Annotated in this window: 23 protein-coding genes; 9 read left to right on the top strand and 14 right to left on the bottom strand. The window is 62.1% G+C overall.

Annotated features, from left to right (window positions below; translation table 11 throughout):
• Positions 1-129 precede the first annotated feature (129 nt).
• The 6 genes from floA to mtaB are packed head-to-tail and all read right to left on the bottom strand — an operon-like array spanning position 130 to position 6,752.
• Positions 130-1,101: a flotillin-like protein FloA gene (floA, locus tag FME97_RS12155; RefSeq protein ID WP_162852166.1), complete on the bottom strand. Its 972-nt coding sequence runs from the start codon at positions 1,099-1,101 to the stop codon at positions 130-132.
• A 13-nt stretch (positions 1,102-1,114) separates the two neighbouring features.
• Positions 1,115-1,588 carry an NfeD family protein gene (locus FME97_RS12160; RefSeq protein WP_141429870.1) on the bottom strand — a complete coding sequence of 158 codons (474 nt, stop codon included), beginning with the start codon at positions 1,586-1,588 and terminating at the stop codon, positions 1,115-1,117.
• A 40-nt stretch (positions 1,589-1,628) separates the two neighbouring features.
• Entirely contained in the window at positions 1,629-3,149 is a 1,521-nt protein-coding gene (locus FME97_RS12165; RefSeq protein WP_141429871.1) for an SPOR domain-containing protein, read from the bottom strand.
• A gap of 20 nt (positions 3,150-3,169) precedes the next feature.
• Positions 3,170-4,615 carry a TrkH family potassium uptake protein gene (locus FME97_RS12170; RefSeq protein WP_179954817.1) on the bottom strand — a complete coding sequence of 482 codons (1,446 nt, stop codon included), beginning with the start codon at positions 4,613-4,615 and terminating at the stop codon, positions 3,170-3,172.
• 10 nt (positions 4,616-4,625) lie between these two features.
• Positions 4,626-5,411 carry a hypothetical protein gene (locus FME97_RS12175; protein WP_141429872.1) on the bottom strand — a complete coding sequence of 262 codons (786 nt, stop codon included), beginning with the start codon at positions 5,409-5,411 and terminating at the stop codon, positions 4,626-4,628.
• Between the two features lie 42 nt (positions 5,412-5,453).
• Positions 5,454-6,752 (bottom strand): tRNA (N(6)-L-threonylcarbamoyladenosine(37)-C(2))-methylthiotransferase MtaB, encoded by a 1,299-nt coding sequence (gene mtaB, locus FME97_RS12180; protein WP_141429873.1) that lies wholly within the window; start codon positions 6,750-6,752, stop codon positions 5,454-5,456.
• Positions 6,753-6,855: 103 nt separating this feature from the next.
• Between mtaB and FME97_RS12185 the strand changes: the two genes are divergently transcribed.
• The 4 genes from FME97_RS12185 to fmt all read left to right on the top strand — a co-directional run bounded on the left by FME97_RS12185 (position 6,856) and on the right by fmt (position 11,492).
• Positions 6,856-7,689 (top strand): metal ABC transporter permease, encoded by an 834-nt coding sequence (locus FME97_RS12185; RefSeq protein ID WP_141429874.1) that lies wholly within the window; start codon positions 6,856-6,858, stop codon positions 7,687-7,689.
• Positions 7,686-9,200, top strand: a complete 1,515-nt coding sequence (locus FME97_RS12190; RefSeq protein WP_141429875.1) for an LptF/LptG family permease — start codon at positions 7,686-7,688, stop codon at positions 9,198-9,200. The genes FME97_RS12185 and FME97_RS12190 overlap by 4 nt, the downstream gene beginning before the upstream one ends.
• The gene (locus tag FME97_RS12195; protein ID WP_141429876.1) at positions 9,175-10,398 is read left to right on the top strand and encodes a bifunctional 3,4-dihydroxy-2-butanone-4-phosphate synthase/GTP cyclohydrolase II; all 1,224 of its coding nucleotides are present in this window, start codon (positions 9,175-9,177) and stop codon (positions 10,396-10,398) included. Before FME97_RS12190 ends, FME97_RS12195 begins: the two co-directional genes overlap by 26 nt.
• A gap of 74 nt (positions 10,399-10,472) precedes the next feature.
• A complete protein-coding gene (fmt, locus tag FME97_RS12200; protein WP_141429877.1) occupies positions 10,473-11,492 on the top strand; it encodes a methionyl-tRNA formyltransferase in 1,020 nt (339 codons plus the stop codon).
• 86 nt (positions 11,493-11,578) lie between these two features.
• Here the strand turns inward: fmt and FME97_RS12205 are convergent, their stop codons facing one another.
• Positions 11,579-12,283 carry a peroxiredoxin gene (locus tag FME97_RS12205; RefSeq protein WP_141429878.1) on the bottom strand — a complete coding sequence of 235 codons (705 nt, stop codon included), beginning with the start codon at positions 12,281-12,283 and terminating at the stop codon, positions 11,579-11,581.
• A 107-nt stretch (positions 12,284-12,390) separates the two neighbouring features.
• On the opposite strand from FME97_RS12205, the gene FME97_RS12210 reads away from it, so the two are divergent.
• Together FME97_RS12210 and FME97_RS12215 are read left to right on the top strand one after the other, a co-directional pair.
• On the top strand, positions 12,391-14,145 hold the full coding sequence (locus tag FME97_RS12210; protein WP_141429879.1) for an LTA synthase family protein: 1,755 nt from the start codon (positions 12,391-12,393) through the stop codon (positions 14,143-14,145).
• 334 nt (positions 14,146-14,479) lie between these two features.
• The gene (locus tag FME97_RS12215; RefSeq protein WP_141429880.1) at positions 14,480-15,256 is read left to right on the top strand and encodes a hypothetical protein; all 777 of its coding nucleotides are present in this window, start codon (positions 14,480-14,482) and stop codon (positions 15,254-15,256) included.
• 63 nt (positions 15,257-15,319) lie between these two features.
• On the opposite strand, the gene FME97_RS12220 is transcribed toward FME97_RS12215, so the two are convergent.
• The 7 genes from FME97_RS12220 to serC form a co-directional block, all read right to left on the bottom strand.
• Positions 15,320-15,862: a 2-oxoacid:acceptor oxidoreductase family protein gene (locus FME97_RS12220; RefSeq protein ID WP_015546220.1), complete on the bottom strand. Its 543-nt coding sequence runs from the start codon at positions 15,860-15,862 to the stop codon at positions 15,320-15,322.
• Entirely contained in the window at positions 15,859-16,635 is a 777-nt protein-coding gene (locus tag FME97_RS12225; RefSeq protein ID WP_141429881.1) for a thiamine pyrophosphate-dependent enzyme, read from the bottom strand. The genes FME97_RS12220 and FME97_RS12225 overlap by 4 nt, the downstream gene beginning before the upstream one ends.
• Before the next feature lie 4 nt (positions 16,636-16,639).
• The gene (locus FME97_RS12230; RefSeq protein ID WP_141429882.1) at positions 16,640-17,734 is read right to left on the bottom strand and encodes a 3-methyl-2-oxobutanoate dehydrogenase subunit VorB; all 1,095 of its coding nucleotides are present in this window, start codon (positions 17,732-17,734) and stop codon (positions 16,640-16,642) included.
• A gap of 2 nt (positions 17,735-17,736) precedes the next feature.
• Positions 17,737-17,964 carry a 4Fe-4S binding protein gene (locus tag FME97_RS12235; protein WP_141429883.1) on the bottom strand — a complete coding sequence of 76 codons (228 nt, stop codon included), beginning with the start codon at positions 17,962-17,964 and terminating at the stop codon, positions 17,737-17,739.
• 458 nt (positions 17,965-18,422) lie between these two features.
• Positions 18,423-19,667, bottom strand: a complete 1,245-nt coding sequence (locus tag FME97_RS12240; RefSeq protein WP_141429884.1) for a DUF1015 domain-containing protein — start codon at positions 19,665-19,667, stop codon at positions 18,423-18,425.
• A gap of 81 nt (positions 19,668-19,748) precedes the next feature.
• Positions 19,749-20,672, bottom strand: coding sequence for a 3-phosphoglycerate dehydrogenase (locus FME97_RS12245; RefSeq protein WP_141430047.1), 924 nt, complete (start codon positions 20,670-20,672; stop codon positions 19,749-19,751).
• Between the two features lie 111 nt (positions 20,673-20,783).
• Positions 20,784-21,857, bottom strand: a complete 1,074-nt coding sequence (gene serC / locus FME97_RS12250; RefSeq protein WP_141429885.1) for a 3-phosphoserine/phosphohydroxythreonine transaminase — start codon at positions 21,855-21,857, stop codon at positions 20,784-20,786.
• A 185-nt stretch (positions 21,858-22,042) separates the two neighbouring features.
• Between serC and FME97_RS12255 the strand changes: the two genes are divergently transcribed.
• Genes FME97_RS12255 through nadD form a run of 3 tightly spaced genes read left to right on the top strand, consistent with a single transcriptional unit; the run spans position 22,043 to position 24,330 of the window.
• On the top strand, positions 22,043-22,915 hold the full coding sequence (locus FME97_RS12255; protein ID WP_141430048.1) for a YicC/YloC family endoribonuclease: 873 nt from the start codon (positions 22,043-22,045) through the stop codon (positions 22,913-22,915).
• A 39-nt stretch (positions 22,916-22,954) separates the two neighbouring features.
• Positions 22,955-23,524 (top strand): guanylate kinase, encoded by a 570-nt coding sequence (gmk, locus tag FME97_RS12260; protein WP_141429886.1) that lies wholly within the window; start codon positions 22,955-22,957, stop codon positions 23,522-23,524.
• Positions 23,521-24,330, top strand: coding sequence for a nicotinate (nicotinamide) nucleotide adenylyltransferase (gene nadD, locus FME97_RS12265; RefSeq protein WP_141429887.1), 810 nt, complete (start codon positions 23,521-23,523; stop codon positions 24,328-24,330). The genes gmk and nadD overlap by 4 nt, the downstream gene beginning before the upstream one ends.
• The last annotated feature ends 52 nt before the right edge of the window (positions 24,331-24,382 follow it).

Consider the following 24,382-nt stretch of genomic DNA (forward strand, 5'->3'; position numbering starts at 1 on the left):
TTCCGGATCGTCCGCCCCGGGAGGAATCCGACACGGTCCCGCCGCACCGGAAACGGCTGCCGGAAACCCGGCGGCACGCAGCGCATCCGCCACAAAAAGCGGGGCGCACCGCAGTACGCCCCGACCCCGTTATTTCTTCTCCGGCCGGGCGATGGTCTCGCGCATCGACGTGTCGGCCATGATATTTTTCATCTTGTAGTAATCCATGATGCCCAGGTTTCCGCTGCGGAACGCCTCGGCCATGGCCAGCGGGACCTCCGCCTCGGCCAGAATCACCTTGGCCCGGGCATCCTGCGCCTTGGCCTTGTTCTCCTGTTCGAGCGCCACGGCCATCGCACGCCGCTCCTCGGCCTTGGCCTGGGCGATGTTCTTGTCGGCCTGCGCCTGGTCCATCTGCAACTGCGCGCCGATGTTCTTGCCCACGTCTATATCGGCGATGTCGATCGAAAGGATCTCGAAAGCCGTCCCCGCATCGAGTCCCTTTTCGAGCACCACGCGCGAAATCGAATCGGGGTTCTCCAGCACGATCTTGTGCGACATGGCCGAACCGATCGACGAGACGATGCCTTCGCCCACGCGCGCCAGCACGGTCTCCTCGCCGGCACCGCCCACAAGCTGCTTGATATTGGCGCGCACCGTGACGCGGGCCTTGGCGATGAGCTGGATGCCGTCCTTGGCCACGGCGGCCACGGGAGGCGTGTTGATGACCTTCGGATTCACCGACATCTGCACGGCCTCGAACACGTCGCGGCCCGCCAGGTCGATGGCCGTCGCCATCTTGAAGTCGAGCATGATATTGGCCTTCTGGGCCGACACGAGGGCGTGCACCACGTTCGTCACGTTGCCGCCGGCCAGATAGTGCGCCTCCAGCTCGTTGGGGTTGAGCTCCAGCCCGGCCTTCGTGCTCTCGATCATCGACGAAACGATCGTCGAGGGCGGCACTTTGCGCCACCGCATCAGGATCAACTGCAACAGACTGATCCGCACGCCCGACACCAGCGCCGAAAACCACAGTCCCACCGGAATGAAATAGAAGACGAGCCATAGCGCGAGCAGGCTCACGAAGACGATCACGACGATCATTCCCATCTGAAAATCCATAAATGATAGAAGGTTATTGTTTGACGATTTTTACGACGACGCTGAAATTCTCGAATCCCACGACCTCGACCTCGCGCTGCGGATCGACATAGCCGACGGCCGACTTGGCCTCGTAGGCGCGGCCGCCGATCTCGACGCGGCCCATCGGCGAGAGGCGCGAAAGGGTCGTGCCCCGGTCGCCGATATGCAGCTCCTCGGCCGGAGAGACGGGCGTGCTCGACGAACGGATCTGCTGACGCAGGGAGAACCGCTGCCAGGTCTTGGCCCGCAGCGATACGACCGTCACCAGAAGCGACAGCAGGAGCACGGCGACGATCGCCGCGGCTCCGCCGCCCGTTCCGAAATCCCGGAACGCCAGCCAGACCGCGCAGCCGTCGCACAGCAGCGCCAGCGCCGCACCGACCGTGACGCCGGGCAGCAGGACCAGCTCGGCCACCAGAAACAGCAGCCCGAAGAAGATCAGCAGTATGATATAAAAGAGTTCCATCGTATTCGGATCGGTTATAAAGGTAAGGAATTTTTTCCGATTATTCCGCGACTTCCGCCACTTTTATTTCCAGCGCGGCGTCCGCCTGCCGCAACGCTTCGGCCAGCCGCTCGGCCACGGCGCGGTCTTCGAACGTCCCGACGACGAACAACTGCTGTCCGACGCGCGAGAGCTCGCGTCCCTCGGCCGTCCCGGCGATGACCTGTTTCACGGCTTCGGACAGCGCGTCCGTTCCCGTGATCTCGACCCGGTAAACCGCGGCCCCGGCTTCGGGCTCGCGCGACAGATTGCGGTACTCCCCGTCGGTCCACACGACCACCTCGGGGCGCACGAACCCGTGCCTGCGGAGCACGCCCTGCACCGAATCGGCCTCCTCGCGCGTAGCGAAGCCGCCCGTGTAATAGCACCACTTGCCCTCGTCGTTTACCAGATAGGAGAGCGGGTAGGCTCCCCGGAATGTCGCCACGGCACGCTTGGTGTTGAACGTTCCCAGCAGGATACGGTAGATCGTACCGCGCTCGTAAACCCGGCACTCGGGAATGGGATTCTTGTAACTGTATTTCGGCGTCTTGGTGAAGGTCACGCTGTCGAAATCGAGGAAGTAGCGTTCGGCGACCTCCACCTTCGGCAGCCGGAAGTCGATCGCCCCGAGCTGCCCGGCCACGCCGCGCAGCGAATCGGACGCCGCCTCCAGCCCCAGCACGTCGGCCACCGAGCGTTCGTAATCCACCAGGACGCGCTTGCGCAGGAAGTAGTCGGCCACGGCATCCGACGCCGTTTCCCCGCGCACGGCGGCCAGCTGCCGCATTGCCTTCGACAACGCCTCCTCCTCCCGGACGAGCGCCTGTTCCTGCCCCAGCCTGTCGAGCAGATAACCGTAGGCGTAGTTCTTGTTGTCGAAAATGTAGTTCCATACCCCGGAGAGCGAATCGGCCAAAATCCGGTTCACCCCCTGCAACGCCTCGTAACGGTCGAAAACCTCCTGCGCCTCGGCCTCGGTGCCGACCGCCGCATAGGTCTCGGCCAGTTGTTTCAGAGTGTCGTAATTGGCGAAATAACGGTTCACGTAATCCACGGCGACCATCTCCATGTCCTGCGCCCGGCGCAACGCCGCATAGTCCGCCGCCGGGAGCTGTTCGCCGAACCAGGGATTGCAGACGAGGTTGCGCACCTTGAGCGAATCGGGAATCGCCGCCGAGGTGCGGTGCGCCGCGCCGCCCGCACCTCCTGCGTCGAGATTGGAAAGCACCCACTCCTGCTCGATGGTGTTGATGCGGTCGATCAGCCGTCCCTTGGCGTTCCGGATCTCGAAAATCCGGTTCTCGAGCGCCAGAATCTCCTGCGAGTACTGCTGTCTCCGCTCGGGGTCCTCGCGCAGCAGCGTGCGCGTGCGTTCGACCACCCGCACGACGGAATCTTCGCGCGCCTGCAACAGCGCGTCCTCGCGCAGCAGAGACATGTACTCCCCGTTCTTCTCGAGCCCCGCGATGCGGGCCTTCACGTCGAGCTGCTGCGCCCCGAGGCTTCCCGCCGCGAAGAGCGCGCACAGCAATATGTACATTCTTAGGCACTTGGCTTTCATCATCTCCACCATTTTAGAAAAAACAACTGAATCAGGCCGAAAATCTCCAGACGGCCCAACAGCATCAGAAAAGCGTTGAAAAATTTGACGGCGGCCGGAATGCCGGCGTAATTGCCCAGCGAGTAAACCTCGCCGAAACCGGGTCCCACATTGCCCAGGCAGGCCACTGTTCCCGAGAATCCGGTCAGCAGGTCCACGCCGCACAACGCGCTGAACACCGTCCCCGACAGGATGGCCAGCATGTAGGTCACGATGAAAATCATCACGCCGTGGATCACCCCGTCCTCCTGAAGCATGCCGTCGAGCTTGATGCGGATCACGGCGTTGGGATGCTGCTGACGCTGTAGTTGCGTGCGGATCATCTTTCCGGCCAGCACGAGCCGGTTTACCTTCATGCCGCCGGTGGTCGATCCGGCGCAGGCGCAGACGATCGAGCCGAACATGAGCAGGATCACGGCGAACGGCGGCCAGACGTTCGAATCGGCCGAGGCGAAACCCGTCGTGGTCATCAGCGAAAAGAACTGGAAGGCCGCATGACGGAACGAGGAGGTCAGCGTAGGGTAGATATCCGCGGCGTAGAGACTCACGGCGATCAGCACGCTGCATCCGAGCAGAATGCCCACGTACCAGCGTGTCACCTCCGAACGGAAAAGATTGTTGCGTTTGCCGGTGACCGTCGCGTAGATCAGGCCGAAGTGCATACCGGCAATGCCCATCGTCAGGATGAGCACCGTCTCGATCAGCGGGCTGTCGAAATAGGCCACGCTGGCGTTCTTGGTCGAGAATCCGCTCGTGGCGCAGGCCGACATGGCGTGACACAGGGCGTCGAACCAGTTCATGCCCGAGAGTTTGAGCATCACGGTCGAGATCGCCGTCAGCCCCACATAGACCACCAGCAGCACATGGACGATCATCTGCGCCCGGTAACGGTAGTTGTCGCGCGCCAGCGACGACATCTCCACGTTCGAAAGGGTCATCTTGCTGCGGCCCATCGTCGGCAGCACCACCAGCGCGAACATCACCACGCCCATACCGCCGATCCACGTCGTAGAGAAGCGCCAGAACTGCAACCCGCGCGGCAGCGCCTCCACATCGGTAAGCACCGACGCCCCGGTGGTCGTGAATCCCGAGACGCTCTCGAACCACGCGTTCACCAGGCTGAACTCGCCGCCCCAGATCAGGTAGGGGAACATCCCCACCACGCAGGCCACGAGCCACGCCCCCACGACGATGCAGAACCCCTCCTTGTTGGATATCTGGTCGCGCTTGCCGACGAAGATCAGCGGAAAAGCCCCCAGCAGGATCGTCAGCAGCGCCGAGAGCAGCAGGGGATAGAACGACGAGTCCATGCCGCTGACACAGGAGATGCCCGCCGAGAGCAGCATGAACGCCGCGATGAAGAGCAGCACGATTCCGACATACCGAAAAACCACGTCTATCCGCATCCCGATCCCCCTATTTGGCTTGTTTCGTCAGATTGATCAGCGCCTCGATCTTCTCCCGCAGCGAAAGCATCTCGTCCTTGAACTCGCCTTTCACCGCAAAGGGCATCCTGAAGGAGAGGTAGTCGTCCAGCCCCTTGTCCATCCGTTCGACCGGCCGGACACAGTAGACCAAAATGAAATAGTAGAGCATCAGCACGATGGCGATCATCACCGCAAGCGATATGAGCACCGGCGTCACGGCCCGGTAAGCGTTCGTCTTCATCTGCTCGGCGCGCGGAGCCAGCGAACTCTGCGTCGAGGTCATGTAATAGTTGATGGCCGAAACCAGCCGGTCGTAGTAAGCCCCGTATTCGGTCCGGTACCACCTTGCACCGAGCGAATCGGCCCCGCGGACGGCCAGCGAATCGGTCCTCCGTGCCGCATCGGAAGCCAGGAACCTGTCCGTAAGCAGGCGCAGCCCGGTCGTGGCGAAGGCCAGCGAATCGAGCGCCGACCGGTCCGCAGCCTCCTTCTGCGCCGCGAGCAGCACCTCTTCGAGCCGTTCCAGTCCGGCACGGCACAGGCTGTCGTACGACCGGTCGCCGAACACGGCGCGGCGGGCCATCGCCCCGCTCTGCCCGTGCACGGCGTCGAGCATCTCCCGCGCCAGACGGATGCTGCGCTGGTTGGCGCCGAGAATCTCGTCCGTATCGCGGCTCAGACGGCTCAGTTCGAGGAACGACACCATGCCCGAAAAGAAGAGCAGGCAGACGATACTCAGAAATCCGGCCGTCACCCGTTTGCGCATACCCGTCATACTTTAGCTTTATCCGATTTACGTTTTCGCAAATATAGTGAATTAATCCAGAATTTCACCCCTCAGGTCGCAAGATTCGTCCATCTTCCCGAGCCGCACGCGGCAGATCGTATTGATCCGCGACCGGTCGTAGGGAGCCTTCACCCGGCGGTAGTTGCCCGTGTAGCCGAACATCATGCCACCGCGCATCGTGCTTTCGAACAGCACCGTGTCCTCCGTGCCTTCGGCCCGTGCGCAGAAGGCGCCGTGCAGCCGGGCGCACAGCGCCTCCAACTCCCCGACACGGCGCGTGGCGACCGACGCCTGCACCTTGCCGGGCAGACCGACCGCCGGTGTCCCGGGGCGTTCCGAGAAGGGAAAGATATGCAGGTAGGCCGGTTCGAGCCCTTCGAGCAGTTCGTACGTGGCACGGAAATCGGCCTCCGTCTCGCCCGGAAACCCCACGATCACGTCGATCCCGATGAAGGCATCGGGCATCGCCCGCCGCACGGCCGCGATGCGTTCGGCGAAGCGCGCAGCCGTATAGCGGCGGCGCATCAGGTGCAGAATGCGGTCGGAACCGCTCTGGAGCGGAATGTGGAAGTGGTGCATGAAGCGGGGCGACGAGGCGCAGAAGGCGATGATCTCGTCGGTGAGCAGGTTCGGCTCGATCGACGAGATGCGGTAACGTTCGATTCCTTCCACGGCGTCGAGCGCCCGCAGCAGGTCGATGAACCGCTCGCCCGTCGTGCGGCCGAAATCCCCCGTGTTGATTCCCGTGAGGACGATCTCCTTCTGTCCGGCCGCGGCGATCTGGCGCGCCTCGCGCACCAGATCGGCCACGGGCATGTTGCGGCTCGACCCGCGGGCGTAGTGGATCGTGCAGTAGGAACAGCAGTAGTCGCAGCCGTCCTGCACCTTGAGGAAGGCGCGCGTGCGGTCGCCGCTCGAAAAGGCGGCGAAGAACGACGTGAGCTGCTCCGTGTCGCAACTGTAAATCCGCGCCCGGCCCTTTCCGGACAGCTCGGCCACACGTTTGAACAGATCGCATTTGTCGTTGTTGCCCAGCACGATGTCCACGCCTTCGATCGCGGCGATCTCCTGCGGTCTGAGCTGCGCGTAGCAGCCCGTCACGGCAATGATCGCCTGCGGATTGCGGCGGTGGAGCCTGCGGATCAGATTGCGGCATTTCTTGTCGGCGTGCTCCGTCACGGAGCAGCTGTTGATGACGCATATATCGGCCTCGGCCGAAGGGGCCACACGCACGAAGCCGCCGCGCTCGAACTCCCGGGCCAGAGTGGAGGTCTCCGAGAAGTTGAGCTTGCAGCCGAGCGTATGGAAACTGACTCTTCCGGATTGCATACGATAGCTGTTTTTCCCGGCACGAAAATACGAATTATGTCCGAAAGGAGGCCTCATTTCGGAGAAAAAAGCGTAAATTTGCGCGCAATCGGGAAGAGGGAACATGGAATTTTTCAGCGATCTGATCCACTACGGCTACCTGCTCAACGCCCTGACGGCATGCGTGCTTTCGGGCATCGCGTGCGGCATCGTCGGCACGTACGTCGTATGCCGCCGCATGGTCTTCCTCGCCGGCGGCATCACGCACGCCTCGTTCGGCGGGCTGGGCATCGCCTTCTGGCTCGGGGCCGACCCCATCGGCGGGGCGCTCCTGTTCGCCGTGCTCTCGGCGCTGGGCATCGAGTGGGCCGGCAGCCGCGGACGCATCCGCGAGGATTCGGCCATCGGCATCATCTGGTCGGTGGGCATGGCCGTCGGCGCGCTGTTCATGAGCCTGCGTCCGGGCTACACGTCGGGCGATCTGGCGGCCTATCTGTTCGGCAGCATCGTGACCGTCACGCGCGGCGACGTGCTGGCGCTGGCGTGGCTCACGCTCCTCATCCTGCTCGGCGCGCTGCTCTGGCTGCGCCCCGTCATGTACGTCGCCTTCGACCGCGAATTCGCCCGCAGCCGGGGCATTCCGACCCGGACGATCTCGTACCTCATGGCGGCGCTCGCGGCCGCCACGATCGTCCTCTCGATCCGCATCATGGGCATCGTGCTGCTCATCTCGCTGCTGACGATTCCCGTCGCGATCGTCAATGCCTTTTCGCGGTCGTACCGGACCATCGCCCTCGCGGCGCCGGCCGTGGCCGTGGCGGGCAACGTCGCGGGGCTCGTCGTCAGCTACAATTTCGAAGTTCCGCCCGGCGCGGCCATAATATTTACCCTCACGCTTACGCTTATTATGGCAAAACTATTAACTTTGCGCAGGAAAAAACCGCGACCCGCCGCATGAAAACCATTCACAAGCTCGTCCTGAAGGCATATCTCGGGCCTATGGTGCTCACGTTCTTCATCGTCATGTTCGTGCTGATGATGAACATCGTGTGGCGCTATATCGACGAGCTGGTGGGCAAGGGACTGAGCGCGGGCATCATCATCGAGCTGATGACTTATTTCATGGCCAACATGATCCCGATGGGACTGCCGCTCTCGATGCTGCTCGCAGCCATCATGACGATGGGCAACCTGGGCGAGAACTACGAGCTGCTGGCGATGAAATCGGCGGGCATGTCGCTCGTGAAGATCACCAAGCCGCTCATCATTCTGGTCAGCATCGTCTCGGTGGGCAGTTTCTTCATCGGCAACGACCTCGTTCCGAGCGCCAACAAGAAACTCTACAGCACGCTCTACGACATCCGCCAGCAGAAGCAGGCGCTGGAGTTCCAGGACGGGCTGTTCTTCAACGGCATCGACAACATGTCGATCCGCGTCAGCCACCAGGAACCCGACACGCACCTGCTGCACAACGTGCTAATATACGACAACCGCGCGGCCAACAACAACATGAACACCATTCTGGCCGACTCGGGCTATATCCGCCTGTCGGACGACAAGCGGTTCCTGCTGGTGACGCTCTTCCACGGCGAGACCTACGAGCAGACCCGCAATTCGCAATGGTTCACCAAGAGCGCGCTGCGCCACCACATCTTCGACCTGCAGAAGCAGGTCATTCCGATGGAGGGCTTCGCCATGGAGCGCACCGACGCCGACCTGTTCAACAACAGCAGCACCAAGGACATCAGCGACCTGTCGCACGACATCGACTCGCTCGAGGTGAAGGTCAATGCCGCGACGACCACCTCCTACGAACCGCTGCTCAAAGAGCAGATCTTCGTGCGCGACAACTCCGTGCTGCCGCAGCCCGACAGCCTGCGCGTGGACAAAAGCGGCTACCGCGATCTCGCGGCCGCCGATTCCGTCGCCCGGCTGCCGATGCGCGAGAAGGACAAGGTGTGGAACCTCGCGCGGACGCTGGCCAAAAGTTCGCGCAACACCTTCTCGTCGTTCGACGAATCGACGGCAAAGGAGGCGCTCAACCAGCTCTACCGCTCGAAGGTCGAATGGCACAAGAAGCTCTCCCTGCCGGTGTCGATCCTCATTTTCTTCCTGATCGGCGCCCCGTTGGGAGCCATCATCCGCCGCGGCGGTCTGGGACTTCCCGTGGTGGTCTCGGTCATCTTCTTCGTGATCTACTACATCATCAGCCTCACGGGCGAGAAGCTGGCCAAGGAAGGCAATTGGGAGGCCATCTACGGCGTCTGGCTCTCGACCTTCATTCTGACGCCGATCGCCGTTTACCTCACATGGAAGGCCACGAACGATTCGGCGCTGCTCGACACCGACTGGTACGCCGGACGGATCAAGGCCCTGCGGGATCGGATCGCCCCGGCGGCGGCCCGGCTGACCGACAAATTGAAATTCAGAATCAGAAATAGACATGGCAAAGCAAACGACGCTCAATAGCGTAGAGGAGGTCATCGAGGACTTCCGGAACGGAAAGATCGTCATCGTCGTCGATGACGAGGACCGCGAGAACGAAGGCGACTTCATCGTCGCCGCCGAAAAGATCACGCCCGAGATCGTGAACTTCATGCTCAAGGAGGGCCGCGGCGTGTTGTGCGCCCCGCTGTCGGAAGAGCGCTGCGCGCAGCTCGAGCTGAACATGATGGAGGAGAACAACACCTCGCTGCTCGGCACGCCCTTCACGGTGACGGCGGACCTGCTGGGCCACGGCTGCACGACGGGCGTCTCGATCCACGACCGCGCCGCCACGATCCGCGCGCTGGCCGATCCCGCGACCAGGCCTTCCGACCTGGGGCGCCCGGGACACATCAACCCCCTGCGCGCCCGGCAGAAGGGCGTGCTGCGCCGCCCGGGCCATACCGAAGCGGCCGTGGACCTGGCCAGGCTGGCCGGGTTGCAGCCCGCCGGCGCGCTGATCGAGATCATGAACGAGGACGGCACGATGGCCCGCCTCCCGCAGTTGCAGGAGATCGCCCGAAAGTTCGACCTGAAGATCATCTCGATCGCCTCGCTGATCGCCTACCGGCTGCGCGAGGAGTCGATCGTCGAACGGGGCGTGACGGTTCCCCTGCCTACGGAGTGGGGCGACTTCCGCATCACGCCGTTCCGCCAGAAGTCGAACGGCGTGGAACACGTCGCGCTCACCAAAGGCGAATGGAGCGAAGAGGAGCCGGTGCTCATCCGCGTGCATTCGTCGTGCGCCACGGGCGACATTTTCGGCTCGTACCGCTGCGACTGCGGCGAGCAGCTCCACCGCGCGATGCAGATGATCCAGCGGGAAGGCAAGGGCGCCATCGTCTATCTCAATCAGGAGGGGCGCGGCATCGGACTCTGCAACAAGATCCACGCCTACAAGCTGCAGGACGAAGGACTCGACACCGTGGACGCCAACCTCCGGCTGGGCTTCAAGGCCGACGAACGCGACTACGGCGTGGGCGCGAGCATCATCCGCGAGCTGGGTATCCGCCACATGCGGCTGATGACCAACAACCCGCTCAAACGCGCCGGGCTGGAGGGCTACGGGCTGAAGATCGACGAGATCGTGCCCATCGTCATCGCGCCGAACAAGTACAACGAACATTACCTGGAGACCAAGCAGGAGCGTATGCATCATACGCTGGGACTGGAGAAGAAATAGCGCACGACCGGCCCGCGAAAGCGCGGCATCCGCCGCGGACGCCCGGACCGGCGCGACAAAAACGAAACCGCATCATGGACGCAAGGCAACTCCGCATCGTATTCATGGGCACGCCCGAATTCGCCGTGCCGTCGCTCCGCGCGCTGGTCGCCGGGGGCTACAACGTCGTGGGCGTCGTCACCGCCCCCGACAAACCCGCCGGACGCGGGAGGCAACTCCGCGAAAGCGACGTGAAGACCGCCGCCCGGGAGCTGGGGCTTCCGGTCCTGCAGCCCGAAAGGCTGAAGGCCCCGGAGTTCGTCGGGGCGCTGCGAGCGCTGCGGCCCGACCTGGGTATCGTCATCGCGTTCCGCATGCTGCCCGAGGTCGTGTGGGCCATGCCGCGACTGGGAACCTTCAACCTCCACGCCTCGCTGCTGCCTCAGTACAGGGGCGCCGCGCCGATCAACTGGGCGATCATCAACGGCGAGCGGGAGACGGGCGTGACGACCTTCCTGCTGAACCACGAGATCGACAAGGGAGCCATCCTCGCGCAGGCGCGCCTGCCGATCCTTCCGCAGGACAACGCCGGCACGCTCTACGAAAAGCTGATGACCGCCGGCGTCGCACTCGTCACGCGGACCGTGGAGCGCATCGCCGCGGGCGACATCGCCCCCGTCGAACAGCAATACGCCGACGAGGCGACGCTCCGCCCCGCGCCCAAGATCTTCAAGGAGGACTGCCGGATCGACTGGACGCTGCCGGGACGGAGGATCGTCGATTTCATCCGAGGGCTGGCGCCCTATCCGGCGGCCTGGAGCGACCTGATCCGCGAAGAGGGGGACCGGAAAGACGGCACGGCTCCCGGAGGAGAGAGCGGCGGGGCGGCCGGCGACGGACCGTCGGTCAAAATCTTCTCCGCGGCATTCGAAGCCGCCGCGCACGGACTGCGGCCGGGCACGGTCGCAAGCGACGGCCGCACCGAAATCCGCATCGCCTGCGCCGACGGCTGGATCATTCCCGGAGAGTTGCAGCTCGCGGGCAAGAAGCGGCTCCCGGTGCGCGAACTGCTGCTCGGCTGGCGCGACGCAAACCAATACCGCTTCGGACGATAGTCCGTCCGCATACAGGAGCACGCCCCGATACGCAATTCACCCCTGCCGCTGCGTACGGCAGGGGTGAATCCGTTCCGGGAACGACCTCACGCACCGACAGGCACGCCCTTGCCGATCTTCCGTTCGACCTCCTCCTTCGGCAACGGCTTCGTGCAGAAAAACCAGTCGCAGCACGTCACCCCCTCGGGCTGCTTCTCGCCGTCGTCGCCCTTCATCGGCACGATCACGTCGTCGCCCGGCCGCCAGTCGGCCGGCAGCGCGATCCGGAAGGCGTCGATGGTCTGCAATCCGATCAGCACCCGCTCGATCTCGTCGAAATTGCGCCCCAGCGCCAGCGGATAGCAGATCATGGCCCGCAGCACGCCCGTCGGGTCGATGAAAAAGACCGCCCGCACAGCCGCCGTCTCGCTCTCTCCTGGCTGAATCATGCCGTAGAGCGACGCGACCTTCATCCCCACATCGTCGATGATCGGGAATTCGACCCGCACGCCCCTCATCCCGCGGTATTCGATCCGGTCGCGGATCGTCCGCAGCCAGGCGATATGGCTGTTGCGGCTGTCCACCGAAAGCCCCACCAGCTCGCAGTTCAACGCCCGGAACCGCTCCGTGCGGGCCCCGAACGTAAGCACCTCGGTCGTGCAGATCGGCGTGAAATCGGCCGGATGGCTGAACAGAATCACCCATTTGCCCTTGTAATCGCCCGGGAAGCGGATCCTCCCCCGGGTCGTCATCGCCTCGAAAGCCGGGACGGGTTCCCCCAGCCGCGGCATCGTCCGTCGTTGTTCGTCCATAGTCTCTGAAATTTGAAATCCGTCCGACATTCCGCAAATTCGATACCCGAATGCCGCTTTCGAGGAAAAAATCCGTACCTTTGCGGCGTTTCCGAAAAAAACGCATTATGATCCGCACCCCGTTCGTCCGAACCGGTATCCCCGGCGGCAGTTCCCCGCTATTCCGGCCTGCGATCTACCTGCTGCTGACGCTGGCCTTCTATGCCGCGCTGTCGGCCGCGGACCGCATCTGGGAAATCCCGCATCCGCACCTGTTCGTCATCCGGCTCCGGCGATTCACCGACGCCATGCTGCTGGCGCTGCCCGTCTGGTTCCTGCACAAAAAACGGTGGGTGCTGCTCTGGATCGCGCTGGCCGACCTTTACCTGCTCTCGAACGTCTGGTACTACCGGAACTACGGCAACGTCATGCCGCTGCCCTCGTACCTGATGGTGCGCAACCTCGACGGCCTCGGTCCGAGCATCCGCAGCTCGATCCGGCTCCGGGACCTTTGGATCGTGCTTCCCTCGGTCTGCTTCGCCGTCTGCTATCCGTTCCTGAGCCGATACGATTCCAAAGGGGGGGGGAAGCGGTTCCGCATCGTGTGGTGCGCGGGCTGCCTGCTGTTCATCGCCGCCGTCGTCGCGCTGCCGTACCGCCACGACCGCAACAGTTTCAGCCATCCCTGGCCCTGTTTCCGGAACGAGCTCATGGTAGGCTACCGCGAATTCGGACTGATAAATTACTGGATCTACGAAATCGGCTGCTTGCAGGGCTGCTCGGATGAAGAAAAACAGTACGCCGCACAGTTCGTCGAAGCCTCCGAACGGAGGGCCTTCCGCGATCCGCTGACGCCGGAGCACCGGAAAAACCTCATCGTGGTACTCATGGAATCGCTCTCCAGTTGGCCCATAGGACTCACGGTCGAAGGGACCGAAGTGACTCCCTTTCTCGATTCGCTGGCCCGGGACACGAGCGTAATCTGCTTTCCGCACGTATTGCCGCAGGTGAAGGACGGCCGTTCGTCCGACGCCCAGTTGCTGCTCAATACCGGACTGCTGCCGATCGAAACCGGAGCCGCCGCCAGCCTCTACGGCAGCACGAACACCTATCCGTCGCTCCCGAAAGCGCTGGCCCGGAAGGGGTATGCCTCCGCCTCGTTCATCTGCGACTCCCGGTCCTACTGGAATCAAGAGGCCACGACGAAGAGTTACGGATTCGGCGCCCTGCACGAGAAGCTGGGCGAAGGCGGCCCCTCGGTCCGGGCCGACGAAAACCTGTACCGCCGCACCCTTCCGATCCTGCGGGAGCTGCCACAGCCGTTTTACGCCCAGTTGGTCACCATGTCGGGCCACGATGCCGTGAAAAGCGAGCTCGAAAGCCCGCTCAACGAAGCCTGCATCACGGACGAGCAGGCGAAATACTACCTGGTCGTCACGCAATACGCAGACCGTTGCCTCGCGGGGTTCATCGACTCGCTCAAACGGTGCGGGCTCTACGAGCGGAGCATCGTCGTCATCACGGGCGACCACGACTCGATCACCCGCAACCGCTACGAGGGACGCGAACGGTGCGAACTGAGCGACCGGTTCGTCCCGCTGTTCATTCTCAACGCCCCGCTGAAGGCCGTCGGCACGGATGCCGCGATCGCGCAATGCGACATCTATCCGAGCCTGCTGGACATGATGAACGCCGGGGATTACATCTTTCACGGACTGGGCGAAAGCGTCTTCCGCCGCCGGATCGACTGCGCGTCGGACCATTCGAGCGGCTGGGTCGGCGACAACACGGACGACTCGGTGCGGCAGTACCGCAAAGCGCTGTGGCGCGTCTCGGACATCCTGATCCGGTCGGATTATTTCAAATCCCGGACAGACGACTGAAACGGCTCATCTTCCGGACATAAAAGGACACTATAAAAATTCATTTGGAAAATATTCGTATATTTGTTCTATCATAACTAAAAAACAACGCCTATGAATAAATAGATCGTTTACCTGAAACACACGCGTACCGCCACCGCACAGCGAAGCACAGGTACATACATATAAAAAGCGTTAGCTTTATTGCTTGCTATTGAAACTTCGACAATTTCACAGCTGACAAGAGTAAAGCGTAAACGCTCACGTTTCTACGTGGGCTTTACTCATTATTTGTCAGCAAGGTAGTCGAAGACCTCAATAGCAAATAAAAGTTTAGCCTGCGTTTTTTATATGCTTGTCAATAACCCACATCAACTCAAGCATTATGAAAAAATCGTATCTAACATCCATGCTCGCACTCGTATGCTGTACCGTTTCGGCGCAGGATATCATACTAAAGAAAAACGCGGATGAAATTCAGGCCAAGGTCCTGAAAGTAACTGAAACGGAGATCGAATACAAAAAATGGGAAAATCTCGACGGCCCGATTTACACCATCCCGGCAAACGAAATATTCATCATCAAATATCAAAACGGTTCCAAAGATATCATTTCGGCCAACTCCGCCCGCACCCGATCGGATATCGCAGGAAACTTCCCGAAATATCAGGGAGAAATAGCAGCGGCATACGGACTCGGCGTGGGCAGGGTCTCCGAATTCATCAACACGGACCGGATCCTCTTCGAAACCGTACACGGCATACGCATCAACCCCTATCTATTCACCGGTCTGGGCCTCGGGTTCGACTATTTTTACGAATCCATAGACATGGAGGACTACTACGGAAACGCGATCGGCAGCTACGACGGAGCCGGAGTATTGTCTTCATTCATCAATCTGAAAGGATATTATCCGGCTACCAAAAAACTTGCTGTCTATTTTTCGCTCGACCTCGGTGCTGCATTCGGAGTAGCCGGTTGGGCCGAGGGAACGGAATTCCATACCAGCGTAGGTCCGGGTATCAACTGGGGAAACCGAAAAGGATCGCCCCGCGGAGATTTCAGCATCCGGTTCCAGCACATGGGAACCGGAACGAATGCCATTCTGTTCAGAATCGGCTTCGGGTTCTGAACAAACACGAGAAGAGGAGGCGCCCCGCAGGGCGCCTCCTCTTCTTCATACATGTCACCGGAATCAGCGTTTGCGGATGATCTCGCCGCCGTGGCGGATGGCCTCCTCGTTGGCCGGAAGCATTTTCCACGCCCGCTCCGGAAGCGACTTTTTCAGGCCCACCATCACGTTCTCCATCGCAACGACAGGACGCACCTTGAGGTAACCGCCCAGGATCATCGTGTTGAACAACTTGGCCTGACCCATCTTCGCGCACTCGGCCGTGGCGTCGATCGCATAGACTTCGATGTCCTTGCGCACCGGGTGCCGCGTGATGCCGTTCGTGTCGTAGATCAGCACGCCGCCCGGCTTGACCATCGGCTCGAACTTCTCCATCGACTGCTGGTTCAGAATGATCGCCGTGTCGAACTCGTGCGCGATGGGCGACGAAATCTTCCGGTCGGAGAGGATCACCGTCACGTTGGCCGTGCCGCCGCGCATCTCGGGACCGTAGGAGGGCATCCACGTCACCTCGAAGTCCTGCATCACGCCCGAATAGGCCAGAATCTTACCCATCGAAAGGACGCCCTGTCCTCCGAATCCTGCTATGATCAATGTCTCTTTCATCGCGTCTCCTCCATTTTTACGTCCTTGATATCGCCCAGCGGATAGAAGGGCAGCATGTTCTCGGCAAGCCACTTGTTCGAGGCCACGGGCGAGAGTTTCCAGCCGCTGTTGCAGGTCGAAACGACCTCCACGAGCGAAAAACCGTTACCGGCCATCGAATTTTCGAACGCCTTGCGGATCGCCTTCTTGCACTTGCGCACGTTGGCGGGCGTGTGCACGCTCTGACGCGTGATGTAGGTCGCACCGTCCAGATGAGCCATCATCTCGGCGATCTTGTAGGGATAACCGTTCAGCCGCGGGTCGCGGCCGTAGGGCGTCGTCGCCGTCTTCATGCCCAAGAGGGTGGTGGGGGCCATCTGACCGCCGGTCATGCCGTAGATCGCATTATTTATATAGATCGCCACGACGTTCTCGCCGCGTGCCGCCGCGTGGATCGACTCCGCCGTGCCGATGGCCGAAAGGTCGCCGTCGCCCTGGTAGGTGAAGACCAGATTTCCCGGGTGGAGCCGCTTCACGGCCGTAGCCACGGCCAGCGCGCGGCCGTGCGCCGCCTCGATCCAGTCGATGTCGATATAATTGTAGGCGAACACCGAGCAGCCCACGGGCGAAATGCCCACGGCCTTCTCCGCGAGGCCCATCTCGTCGATGACCTCCGCTACGAGTTTGTGCACCGTACCGTGGCTGCAGCCCGGACAGTAGTGCATGACGTTATCGGTGATGAGTCTGGGCTTCGCGTAGACCAGATTCTCCTGTTTGATTTCAACCTCTGCCATCGTCTTACTTGTTAATCAGTTTTTCCTTGAGCGCGTCGAGCACCTCGTCGGGATTGAAAAGCATACCGCCCTGACGGCCGTAGTGCTCCACGGGAGCCTTGCCGTTCACGGCCAGCCGCACGTCCTCGACCATCTGGCCGGCGTTCAGCTCGGCCGACAGGAAGCCCCTGACGCCGCGGGCGGCCAGTTCGGCGATCTGTTTCTTCGGGAAAGGGTAGAGCGTGATCGGACGCAGCAGGCCGACCTTCAACCCCTCGGCACGGGCCATTTCGACCGTCGCCGAACAGATGCGCGCCGACGATCCGAAGGCCACGATCACCCACTCCGCATCGTCGCATCCGATCGCCTCGTAACGCACCTCGTTCTCTTCGAGCGCACGGTACTTGTCCTGCAGCCGCTTGTTGATGATCTCCATCTTCTCCGACTGTAGTTCGAGCGACGTCACGACATTGCGTCCGCGGTCGGCGGGTTTGCCGTAAGCGGCCCACGTGCGGCACTCGGCGGCGATCTCCTCATCGGTCCTGCGGGGCCGCTGCGGAGCGAGCACCACCTTCTCCATCATCTGTCCGATCGCGCCGTCGGCCAGGATCATGGCCGGATTGCGGTACTTGAAGGCCAGATCGAACGCCTCGGCCACATGGTCGTGCATCTCCTGCACCGAGTTGGGCGCGAAGACGATCAGATGGAAGTCGCCGTGCCCGCCGCCCTTGCAGGCCTGGAAATAGTCGCCCTGCGAAGGCTGGATCGTGCCCAGTCCCGGACCGCCGCGCTGGCAGTTCACGACAAGGCACGGAAGCTCGGCCCCGGCCAGATAGCTCAGCCCCTCGGACATCAGACTGATGCCGGGGCTCGACGAGGAGGTCATCACCCGTTTACCGGTCGAAGCCCCGCCGTAAACCATGTTGATCGACGAAATCTCCGACTCGGCCTGCAGGACCACCATGCCGGTCGTCTCCCAGGGCTTGAGCTCCATGAGCGTCTCCATCACCTCCGACTGGGGCGTGATCGGGTAGCCGAAATACCCGTCGCAACCGTAGCGGATCGCCGCATGGGCGATCACCTCGTTGCCTTTCATCAATTTTATCTCCTTCTCTGCCATAGCTATTCGAATTTTTGACGATAAACCGTGATGACGCTGTCGGGACAGATCACCGCGCACGAGGCGCAACCCGTGCAGGCGTCGGGATTCGCCATCCGGGCCACCGGATAGCCCTTGCTGTTCACCTCGGCCGACAATTCGAGCACCGCGCACGGACACGACGCCACGCAGACCCCGCACCCTTTGCACCGTTCCTTATCGACCACGATCGTTCCTTTGATTTTTGCCATATCGACGTTGTTTGTTTGTTCTTACAAATGTAAGAAAATTTCGACAAATACTCGATTGTTCGCAACAAAACTTTCGGGAAATCCGATGACCCGGAAGCGATCGTCCGGCGGTCCGGGCGTCCGAACGCGCTGCCGGCAAAAAATATCCGCACCCCGGCAGCGGCCGCTGCGGCGGAAAACCGCATCCATTCACGGCGGAAACCGCACTCCGGGCCTCGGCACACCCGTTACGCCGCCGGAACCGTACCCCGGACAGGAGCCCACATCCGGCCGACCGGAAACCTCCCGGCAAAGCACCGCACACGAATCCGCTCCGGGCAGGAAGGGCAGGGCGGCCGCGGCAGATTCCGCAATCGCGCCCCATAAAAAAGCGGGGACCGCCCTCCGAGGCGATCCCCGCACATGCTGTCCGCAACGGGTTCCTCCGCAGGCGGCGGTTCCTGCGGCCCGCAGTCCCGTCACTCGCCGAAGGAGTGAATCACCACGCCCGAGCGCAGCTTCGGCTCGAACCACGTGGTCTTCGGCGGCATGATATTGCCCGTGTCGGCGATGTCAATCAGTTGCTTCATCGAGACGGGGTAGAGGGCGAAGGCCGCCTGCATCTCCCCGCTGTCCACGCGGCGCTTCAGCTCGCCCAGTCCGCGGATGCCGCCCACGAAGTCGATCCGTTTCGACGTCCGGAGGTCCCCGATGCCCAGAATCCGGTCCAGCACCCGGTTAGAAAGCACCGTTACGTCCAGCACCCCGATCGGGTCGTGGTCGTCGTAGGTTCCCGGTTTGGCCGTCAGGCTGTACCAGCGGCCTCCGAGGTACATCGAGAAATTGTGCAGCGCCTGCGGACGGTACTCCTCCGCGCCCTTCTCCTCGACCGTGAAATCCTCTTTCAGCCGTTCGACGAACGCCTCGGGCGTCAGTCCGTTCAGGTCCTTCACCACGCGGTTGTAGTCGATGATGCGGAGCTGACTGGCGGGGAACGTCACGGCCAGGAAATAGCAGTACTCCTCCTCGCCCGTATGATGCGGATTCTTCCCGCGGCACTCCGCGCCCACACGCGCGGCAGCGGCCGTGCGGTGGTGTCCGTCAGCGACGTACAGCGCCGGAATACCTTTGAATATCTCCGTGATGCGGTCGTTCGTAGCCCGGTCGCGGATCACCCAGAGCTTGTGCCCGAATCCGTCCTCGGCCGTGAAGTCGTACTCCGGGGCTTCGGACTTCACCACGCCTTCCACGATGGCGTCGATCTCCGCGTTGTCGGGATAGGCGAAGAACACCGGCTCGATATTGGCCTGCTGATTGCGAACGTGGATCATGCGGTCCTCCTCCTTCTCGGTGCGCGTCAGCTCGTGCTTCTTGATGGCCCCCGAGAGGTAGTCCTCGAAGTGGCAGCACATGGCCAGACCGTACTGCGTGCGGCCCTCCATCGTCTGCGCATATATATAATAGTACTCGCCGGGGTCCTGTACGAGCCAGCCCCGTTCGCGCCACTTGCGGAAATTCTCCACGGCCCGGGCATAGACCTCCGGGGCGTGTTCGTCGGCGATGGGATCGAAGTCGATCTCGGGTTTGATGATATGCAGCAGCGAACGCTCCGTGGCCTCAGCCTTCGCCTCGGCGGAGTTCAGCACGTCGTAGGGACGCGACGCCACCTCGGCCGCATACTGCTTCGGCGGGCGGATTCCGCGAAAAGGTTTGATTCTTACCATAACAGTTTCAGGTTGCCGATACCGTCCGGAGCGCGGACGCAGAAACGCCTCTCCGCCCCGGACGGTTCTCGTATTCGCCGTTTATTTGTTTACCTGGAAACGGGTGTTGCCCGTTCTGAAGAAATCCACGATCTGCCGTGCGGCGGCCAGACCGGCATTGAGGTTGGCCTCGGCCGTCTCGGCGCCCATCTTCTTGGGCGTGGCGAAGACGCGCTTGCCGAACGCCTCGTCCAACGCGGCCTGATTGCCCGCGGCGATGTCGGTGACGTACTTCAGGTCCTCGCGCTCGGTCAGCGCGCGCATCAGCCCCTCCTCGTCGATCACCTCCTTACGCGCCGTGTTCACCAGCGTCGCCCCCTTGGGCATCGACATCAGCAGGTCGTAGCCGATCGAGCCCTTGGTCTCGGCCGTCGCGGGAATGTGCAGCGAAAGGAAATCGGCGGTTTTGTAAAGTTCCTCCACGGAACCGACGCGCCGCACGCCGTCGGCCTCGAAGACCGCCGGATCGGAGAGGAACGGGTCGTAGGCAACGACATTCATCCCCAGCGCCTTGCCCTTACGGCCCACCAGACGCCCCACATTGCCGTAGGCGTGGATTCCGAGCGTCTTGCCCTGAATCTCCGAGCCCGTGCCGGGCGTGAAGCGGTTGCGCGACATGAAGATCATCAGCGCCACGGCCAGTTCGGCCACGGCGTTCGAGTTCTGTCCCGGGGTGTTCATCACCACGATTCCCCGCTCCGAAGCAGCCGCAAGGTCCACGTTGTCGTATCCCGCGCCGGCACGCACGACGATCCGGAGACGCCGCGCCGCGGCGATCACCTCGGCGGTCACCTTGTCGCTGCGGACGATCAGCGCATCGGCCTCCGCAACGGCCTCGAGCAACTGCGCTTTGTCGGTGTATTTCTCGAGCAATACCAGCTCGCCGCCGGCCTCTTCGACGATTTCCCGGATTCCCTCCACGGCCTTCTTCGCGAAAGGCTTCTCCGTAGCTACCAATATTTTCATACTCTTCATGATTTCGATGTTCAACTCCTCTTTATAATCCCACGCCTTCACTTCGCCCGTGAGGGTGTCGTAACCGGCCGGGACACGCGTAACGAGAGCCATGACCGCGGGTTATTTCGCGTGTTTCGCGGCGAACTCCTGCATGCACTCCACCAGTACGCGGACGCTCTCGGCCGGCAGCGCGTTGTAGCACGACGCACGGAAGCCGCCCACCAGCCGGTGCCCCTTGATGCCGACGATGCCGCGGGCCTTGGCAGCCTCCATGAACTCGGGGGCCAGCTCCTCGTAACCGTCCGCCATGACGAAGCAAATGTTCATCAGCGAACGGTCCTCCTTCTCCACCGTGCCGCGGAAGAGCGGGTTGCGGTCGATCTCGTCGTAGAGCAGCGCGGCCTTCTCGCGGTTGCGGCGGAAGATTTCCCCGACGCCGCCGATCGACTTGAGCCAGCGCAGCGTCTCCATGAGTACGTAGATAGGGAAGACGGGCGGCGTGTTGAACATCGAGTTGTTCTCCACGTGGGTCCTGAACGACACCATCGTCGGCAGGTCGCGGACGATGCGGTCGAGCATGTCCTCGCGGATGATGGCGAAAGCCACGCCCGCCGGGGCCAGGTTCTTCTGGGCGCCGCCGTAGATCATGGCGTACTTCGAGACGTCCACCGGACGCGACAGGATGTCGGACGACATGTCGGCGATAAGGGGCACGGGCGAGGAGATGTCCTCGTGGTACTCCGTACCGTAGATCGTGTTGTTCGACGTAATGTGCAGGTAGTCCAGATCCGCGGGAACGGCGAAACCCTTCGGAATGTAGGTGAAGTTGCGGTCCTCGGACGAAGCCACCACCTCGACCTCGCCGTAGCGTTTGGCCTCCTTGATGGCTTTCTTGGACCATACGCCCGTATTCACGTAACCCGCCTTCCGGCCGAGGAAGTTGGCCGCCACCTCGTAGAAGAGGGTGCTGGCGCCGCCCCCCAGATAGACGATCCGGTAGTTGTCGGGAATGGCCAGCAATTCGCGGAAGAGCCGGTCGGCCTCCTCCATCACGGCATCGAACTCCTTCGAGCGATGCGAGATAGAAAGCACGGAGAGTCCCGATCCGTTGAAGTCGAGCACGGCCTTGGCCGCATTTTCGATCACCTCGTCCGCCAGGATCGAAGGTCCTGCATTGAAATTGTGCTTTTTCATAATGTTACGTGATTTGGTTGTTTGACTTTCATTCTGTTAGTTTACTAACACAAATATAAACAAAAATAAATTCAAAAATGCAAGCGCCGCCAAATAAATTTCACTCTCCGTCCCGAAGCCCTCCCTTTTTGAATTGTTTTTATTAATTTTGCCGAAATTTAAGCTCCAGCCACATGGTAAAATCAATGACCGGCTTCGGAAAAAGCGAAGTCACGCTCCCGAACCGAAAAATCACGGTCGAAATCCGCTCCCTGAACTCCAAACAGATGGACCTCTCGCTGCGGCTGCCGGCGATCTACCGGCAATCGGAATACGAAATCCGCAACGCGGTCGCCCGTGCGCTCCGGCGCGGGAAGGTGGACGTCTTCGTTTCGGTCGAATCGCAGGCCGTCGAAACCTCGGCCCACATCAACGGGCAGGTACTGGCCGCCTACGCCGGCGAGCTGCGCGAAGCCGCCCGCGAAGCGGGGTTCGACACGACGGGCCCCGGATGGGACGCCGCCGCACTACAGGTGCTCATGCGCCTTCCCGACGCGGTGTCCACCGACGCGGAGAGCGTCTCCGAGGAGGAGCACGCCGCACTGCTGCGGGCCGTCGAGGAAGCCTGCGGCAGGCTCGACGCCTTCCGCTCGCAGGAGGGCGCCATCCTGATCGCCGACCTGCTGCGGCGCGTGGAGCTGATCGAAGGATACCGTCACGAGGTCGAACCGTTCGAAAAGGCCCGCACCGAGACCATCCGGGCCCGGATTCTGGACAACCTCGCGAAACTCGCCGCCGAGGTGGACCGCAACCGGCTGGAGCAGGAGATGATCTTCTACCTCGAGAAACTCGACATCACCGAGGAGAAGGTGCGCCTGGACAACCACTGCCGCTACTTCCGCGAAGTGGCCGGCAGCGAGGAGGACGCGGGCCGCAAGCTGGGCTTCATCGCCCAGGAGATGGGCCGCGAGATCAACACGATGGGATCGAAGGCCAACGAGGCGAACATCCAGCGGATCGTCGTGCAGATGAAGGACGAGCTGGAAAAGATCAAGGAACAGGTGCTGAACATATTGTAAACGGGCCGCAACGCCGCGGAACCGAAACAGATACACACGATGGGCAAAGTCATCATCTTCTCCGCCCCGAGCGGGTCGGGCAAAACCACGATCGTCCGCCGGCTGCTGGCGCGCTATCCGCAGTTGGAATTCTCGATTTCGGCCACCAGCCGCGCCCCGCGCGGCGAGGAGCGCGACGGGACGGACTACTATTTTCTTCCGCAGGAGGAGTTCATGCGCGCCGTAGCCGAAAACCGCTTCGTGGAGTGGGAAGAGGTTTACGAGGGAACCTGCTACGGCACGCTGCGCAGCGAGGTGGAACGCATCTGGCAGCGGGGCCACGTGATCGTCTTCGACGTGGACGTGTTGGGAGGCATCAACCTCAAGCGCATCTTCGGCGGCGACGCCTGCTCGGTATTCATCATGCCGCCCTCCGTGGAGGAGTTGCGCCGCCGCCTCGAAGGGCGCGGCACGGACGCCCCCGAAGTGATCGAGCGGCGTGTGGCGAAGGCCGAGTTCGAGCTGACCAAGGCCCCGGAGTTCGACCACATCGTGCTGAACGACCGTCTCGAGGAGGCCGTGGAGCGCACCTGCGCGATTCTCGACGCATTTATCGGAGAGGCCGAATGAAGCGCATGATGCTCTATTTCGGGTCGTTCAACCCGGTGCACAAGGGACATACCGCCCTGGCCGAGTACGTCCTCGAACGCGGCCTCTGCGACGAGGTGGCGCTCGTCGTCTCGCCCCGGAGCCCCTACAAGGAGACCGCGGAGCTGGCTCCCGAACTGGATCGTTTCGAGATGGCGGAGATCGCCTGCGCGGCATCGGAATACCCGGACCGCATCAAGCCGTCGGCGGTGGAGTTTCTGCTCCCGAAGCCCTCGTACACAATCGACACGCTTCGTTATCTCACGCAGAACTTCGGATCGGAAATGCGCTTCTCGATTCTCATGGGCGGCGACCAGATCGCCCGGCTCGACGGCTGGAAGGAGTACGAGCGGGTGCTCGAATATCCGATCTACGTCTATCCGCGCCGCGGCGAACGGACCGACCGTTTCGCAGGGCGGATCACCGTGCTCGACGACGCCCCGTTGCAGGACCTCTCCGCCACGCAGATCCGCGAACGCATCGGACGGGGCGAAGCGGTGGACGGCCTGCTCGACGACGGGGTGGCGGAGTACATCCGCCGCAAGGGACTGTGGAGCCCCGCTTCGCGGATCGCGGCCCTCTCGGCGCGGATCGACGCCGGAACGGCGGATGCGGCGCTCTACGTCGAACGCGGCAGACTCCATTTCCGCCTCAACGAGTGGGGCGCTGCCCTCAACGACTTCAACCGGGCGCTGGCCCTCGACACGGACAACGCCGAGGCCCGGCAGTACGTCGAGATGGCGCGGGAGATTCTGGAGTTCCGCTACAAGGACCTCTACAACCCCTGAGGCGGCCCAGGCGACAGCGAAACAATAGAAACGACACAAACGACACGGACAA

Source organism: Alistipes dispar, from assembly GCF_006542685.1.
Lineage (GTDB): Bacteria > Bacteroidota > Bacteroidia > Bacteroidales > Rikenellaceae > Alistipes > Alistipes dispar.

Coding starts and splice junctions, on each gene's coding strand:
- mtaB (WP_141429873.1), bottom strand. CDS start 6,752: ATGCAATCCGGAAGAGTCAGTTTCCATACGCTCGGCTGCAAGCTCAAC.
- floA (WP_162852166.1), bottom strand. CDS start 1,101: ATGGATTTTCAGATGGGAATGATCGTCGTGATCGTCTTCGTGAGCCTG.
- FME97_RS12190 (WP_141429875.1), top strand. CDS start 7,686: ATGAAAACCATTCACAAGCTCGTCCTGAAGGCATATCTCGGGCCTATG.
- FME97_RS12255 (WP_141430048.1), top strand. CDS start 22,043: ATGACCGGCTTCGGAAAAAGCGAAGTCACGCTCCCGAACCGAAAAATC.
- FME97_RS12225 (WP_141429881.1), bottom strand. CDS start 16,635: ATGGCAGAGGTTGAAATCAAACAGGAGAATCTGGTCTACGCGAAGCCC.
- FME97_RS12210 (WP_141429879.1), top strand. CDS start 12,391: ATGATCCGCACCCCGTTCGTCCGAACCGGTATCCCCGGCGGCAGTTCC.
- FME97_RS12195 (WP_141429876.1), top strand. CDS start 9,175: ATGGCAAAGCAAACGACGCTCAATAGCGTAGAGGAGGTCATCGAGGAC.
- FME97_RS12170 (WP_179954817.1), bottom strand. CDS start 4,615: ATGCGGATAGACGTGGTTTTTCGGTATGTCGGAATCGTGCTGCTCTTC.
- fmt (WP_141429877.1), top strand. CDS start 10,473: ATGGACGCAAGGCAACTCCGCATCGTATTCATGGGCACGCCCGAATTC.
- FME97_RS12175 (WP_141429872.1), bottom strand. CDS start 5,411: ATGACGGGTATGCGCAAACGGGTGACGGCCGGATTTCTGAGTATCGTC.
- FME97_RS12245 (WP_141430047.1), bottom strand. CDS start 20,672: ATGAAAATATTGGTAGCTACGGAGAAGCCTTTCGCGAAGAAGGCCGTG.
- FME97_RS12160 (WP_141429870.1), bottom strand. CDS start 1,588: ATGGAACTCTTTTATATCATACTGCTGATCTTCTTCGGGCTGCTGTTT.
- FME97_RS12220 (WP_015546220.1), bottom strand. CDS start 15,862: ATGAAAGAGACATTGATCATAGCAGGATTCGGAGGACAGGGCGTCCTT.
- FME97_RS12165 (WP_141429871.1), bottom strand. CDS start 3,149: ATGTACATATTGCTGTGCGCGCTCTTCGCGGCGGGAAGCCTCGGGGCG.
- FME97_RS12185 (WP_141429874.1), top strand. CDS start 6,856: ATGGAATTTTTCAGCGATCTGATCCACTACGGCTACCTGCTCAACGCC.
- FME97_RS12205 (WP_141429878.1), bottom strand. CDS start 12,283: ATGGACGAACAACGACGGACGATGCCGCGGCTGGGGGAACCCGTCCCG.
- serC (WP_141429885.1), bottom strand. CDS start 21,857: ATGAAAAAGCACAATTTCAATGCAGGACCTTCGATCCTGGCGGACGAG.
- nadD (WP_141429887.1), top strand. CDS start 23,521: ATGAAGCGCATGATGCTCTATTTCGGGTCGTTCAACCCGGTGCACAAG.
- FME97_RS12240 (WP_141429884.1), bottom strand. CDS start 19,667: ATGGTAAGAATCAAACCTTTTCGCGGAATCCGCCCGCCGAAGCAGTAT.
- gmk (WP_141429886.1), top strand. CDS start 22,955: ATGGGCAAAGTCATCATCTTCTCCGCCCCGAGCGGGTCGGGCAAAACC.
- FME97_RS12235 (WP_141429883.1), bottom strand. CDS start 17,964: ATGGCAAAAATCAAAGGAACGATCGTGGTCGATAAGGAACGGTGCAAA.
- FME97_RS12230 (WP_141429882.1), bottom strand. CDS start 17,734: ATGGCAGAGAAGGAGATAAAATTGATGAAAGGCAACGAGGTGATCGCC.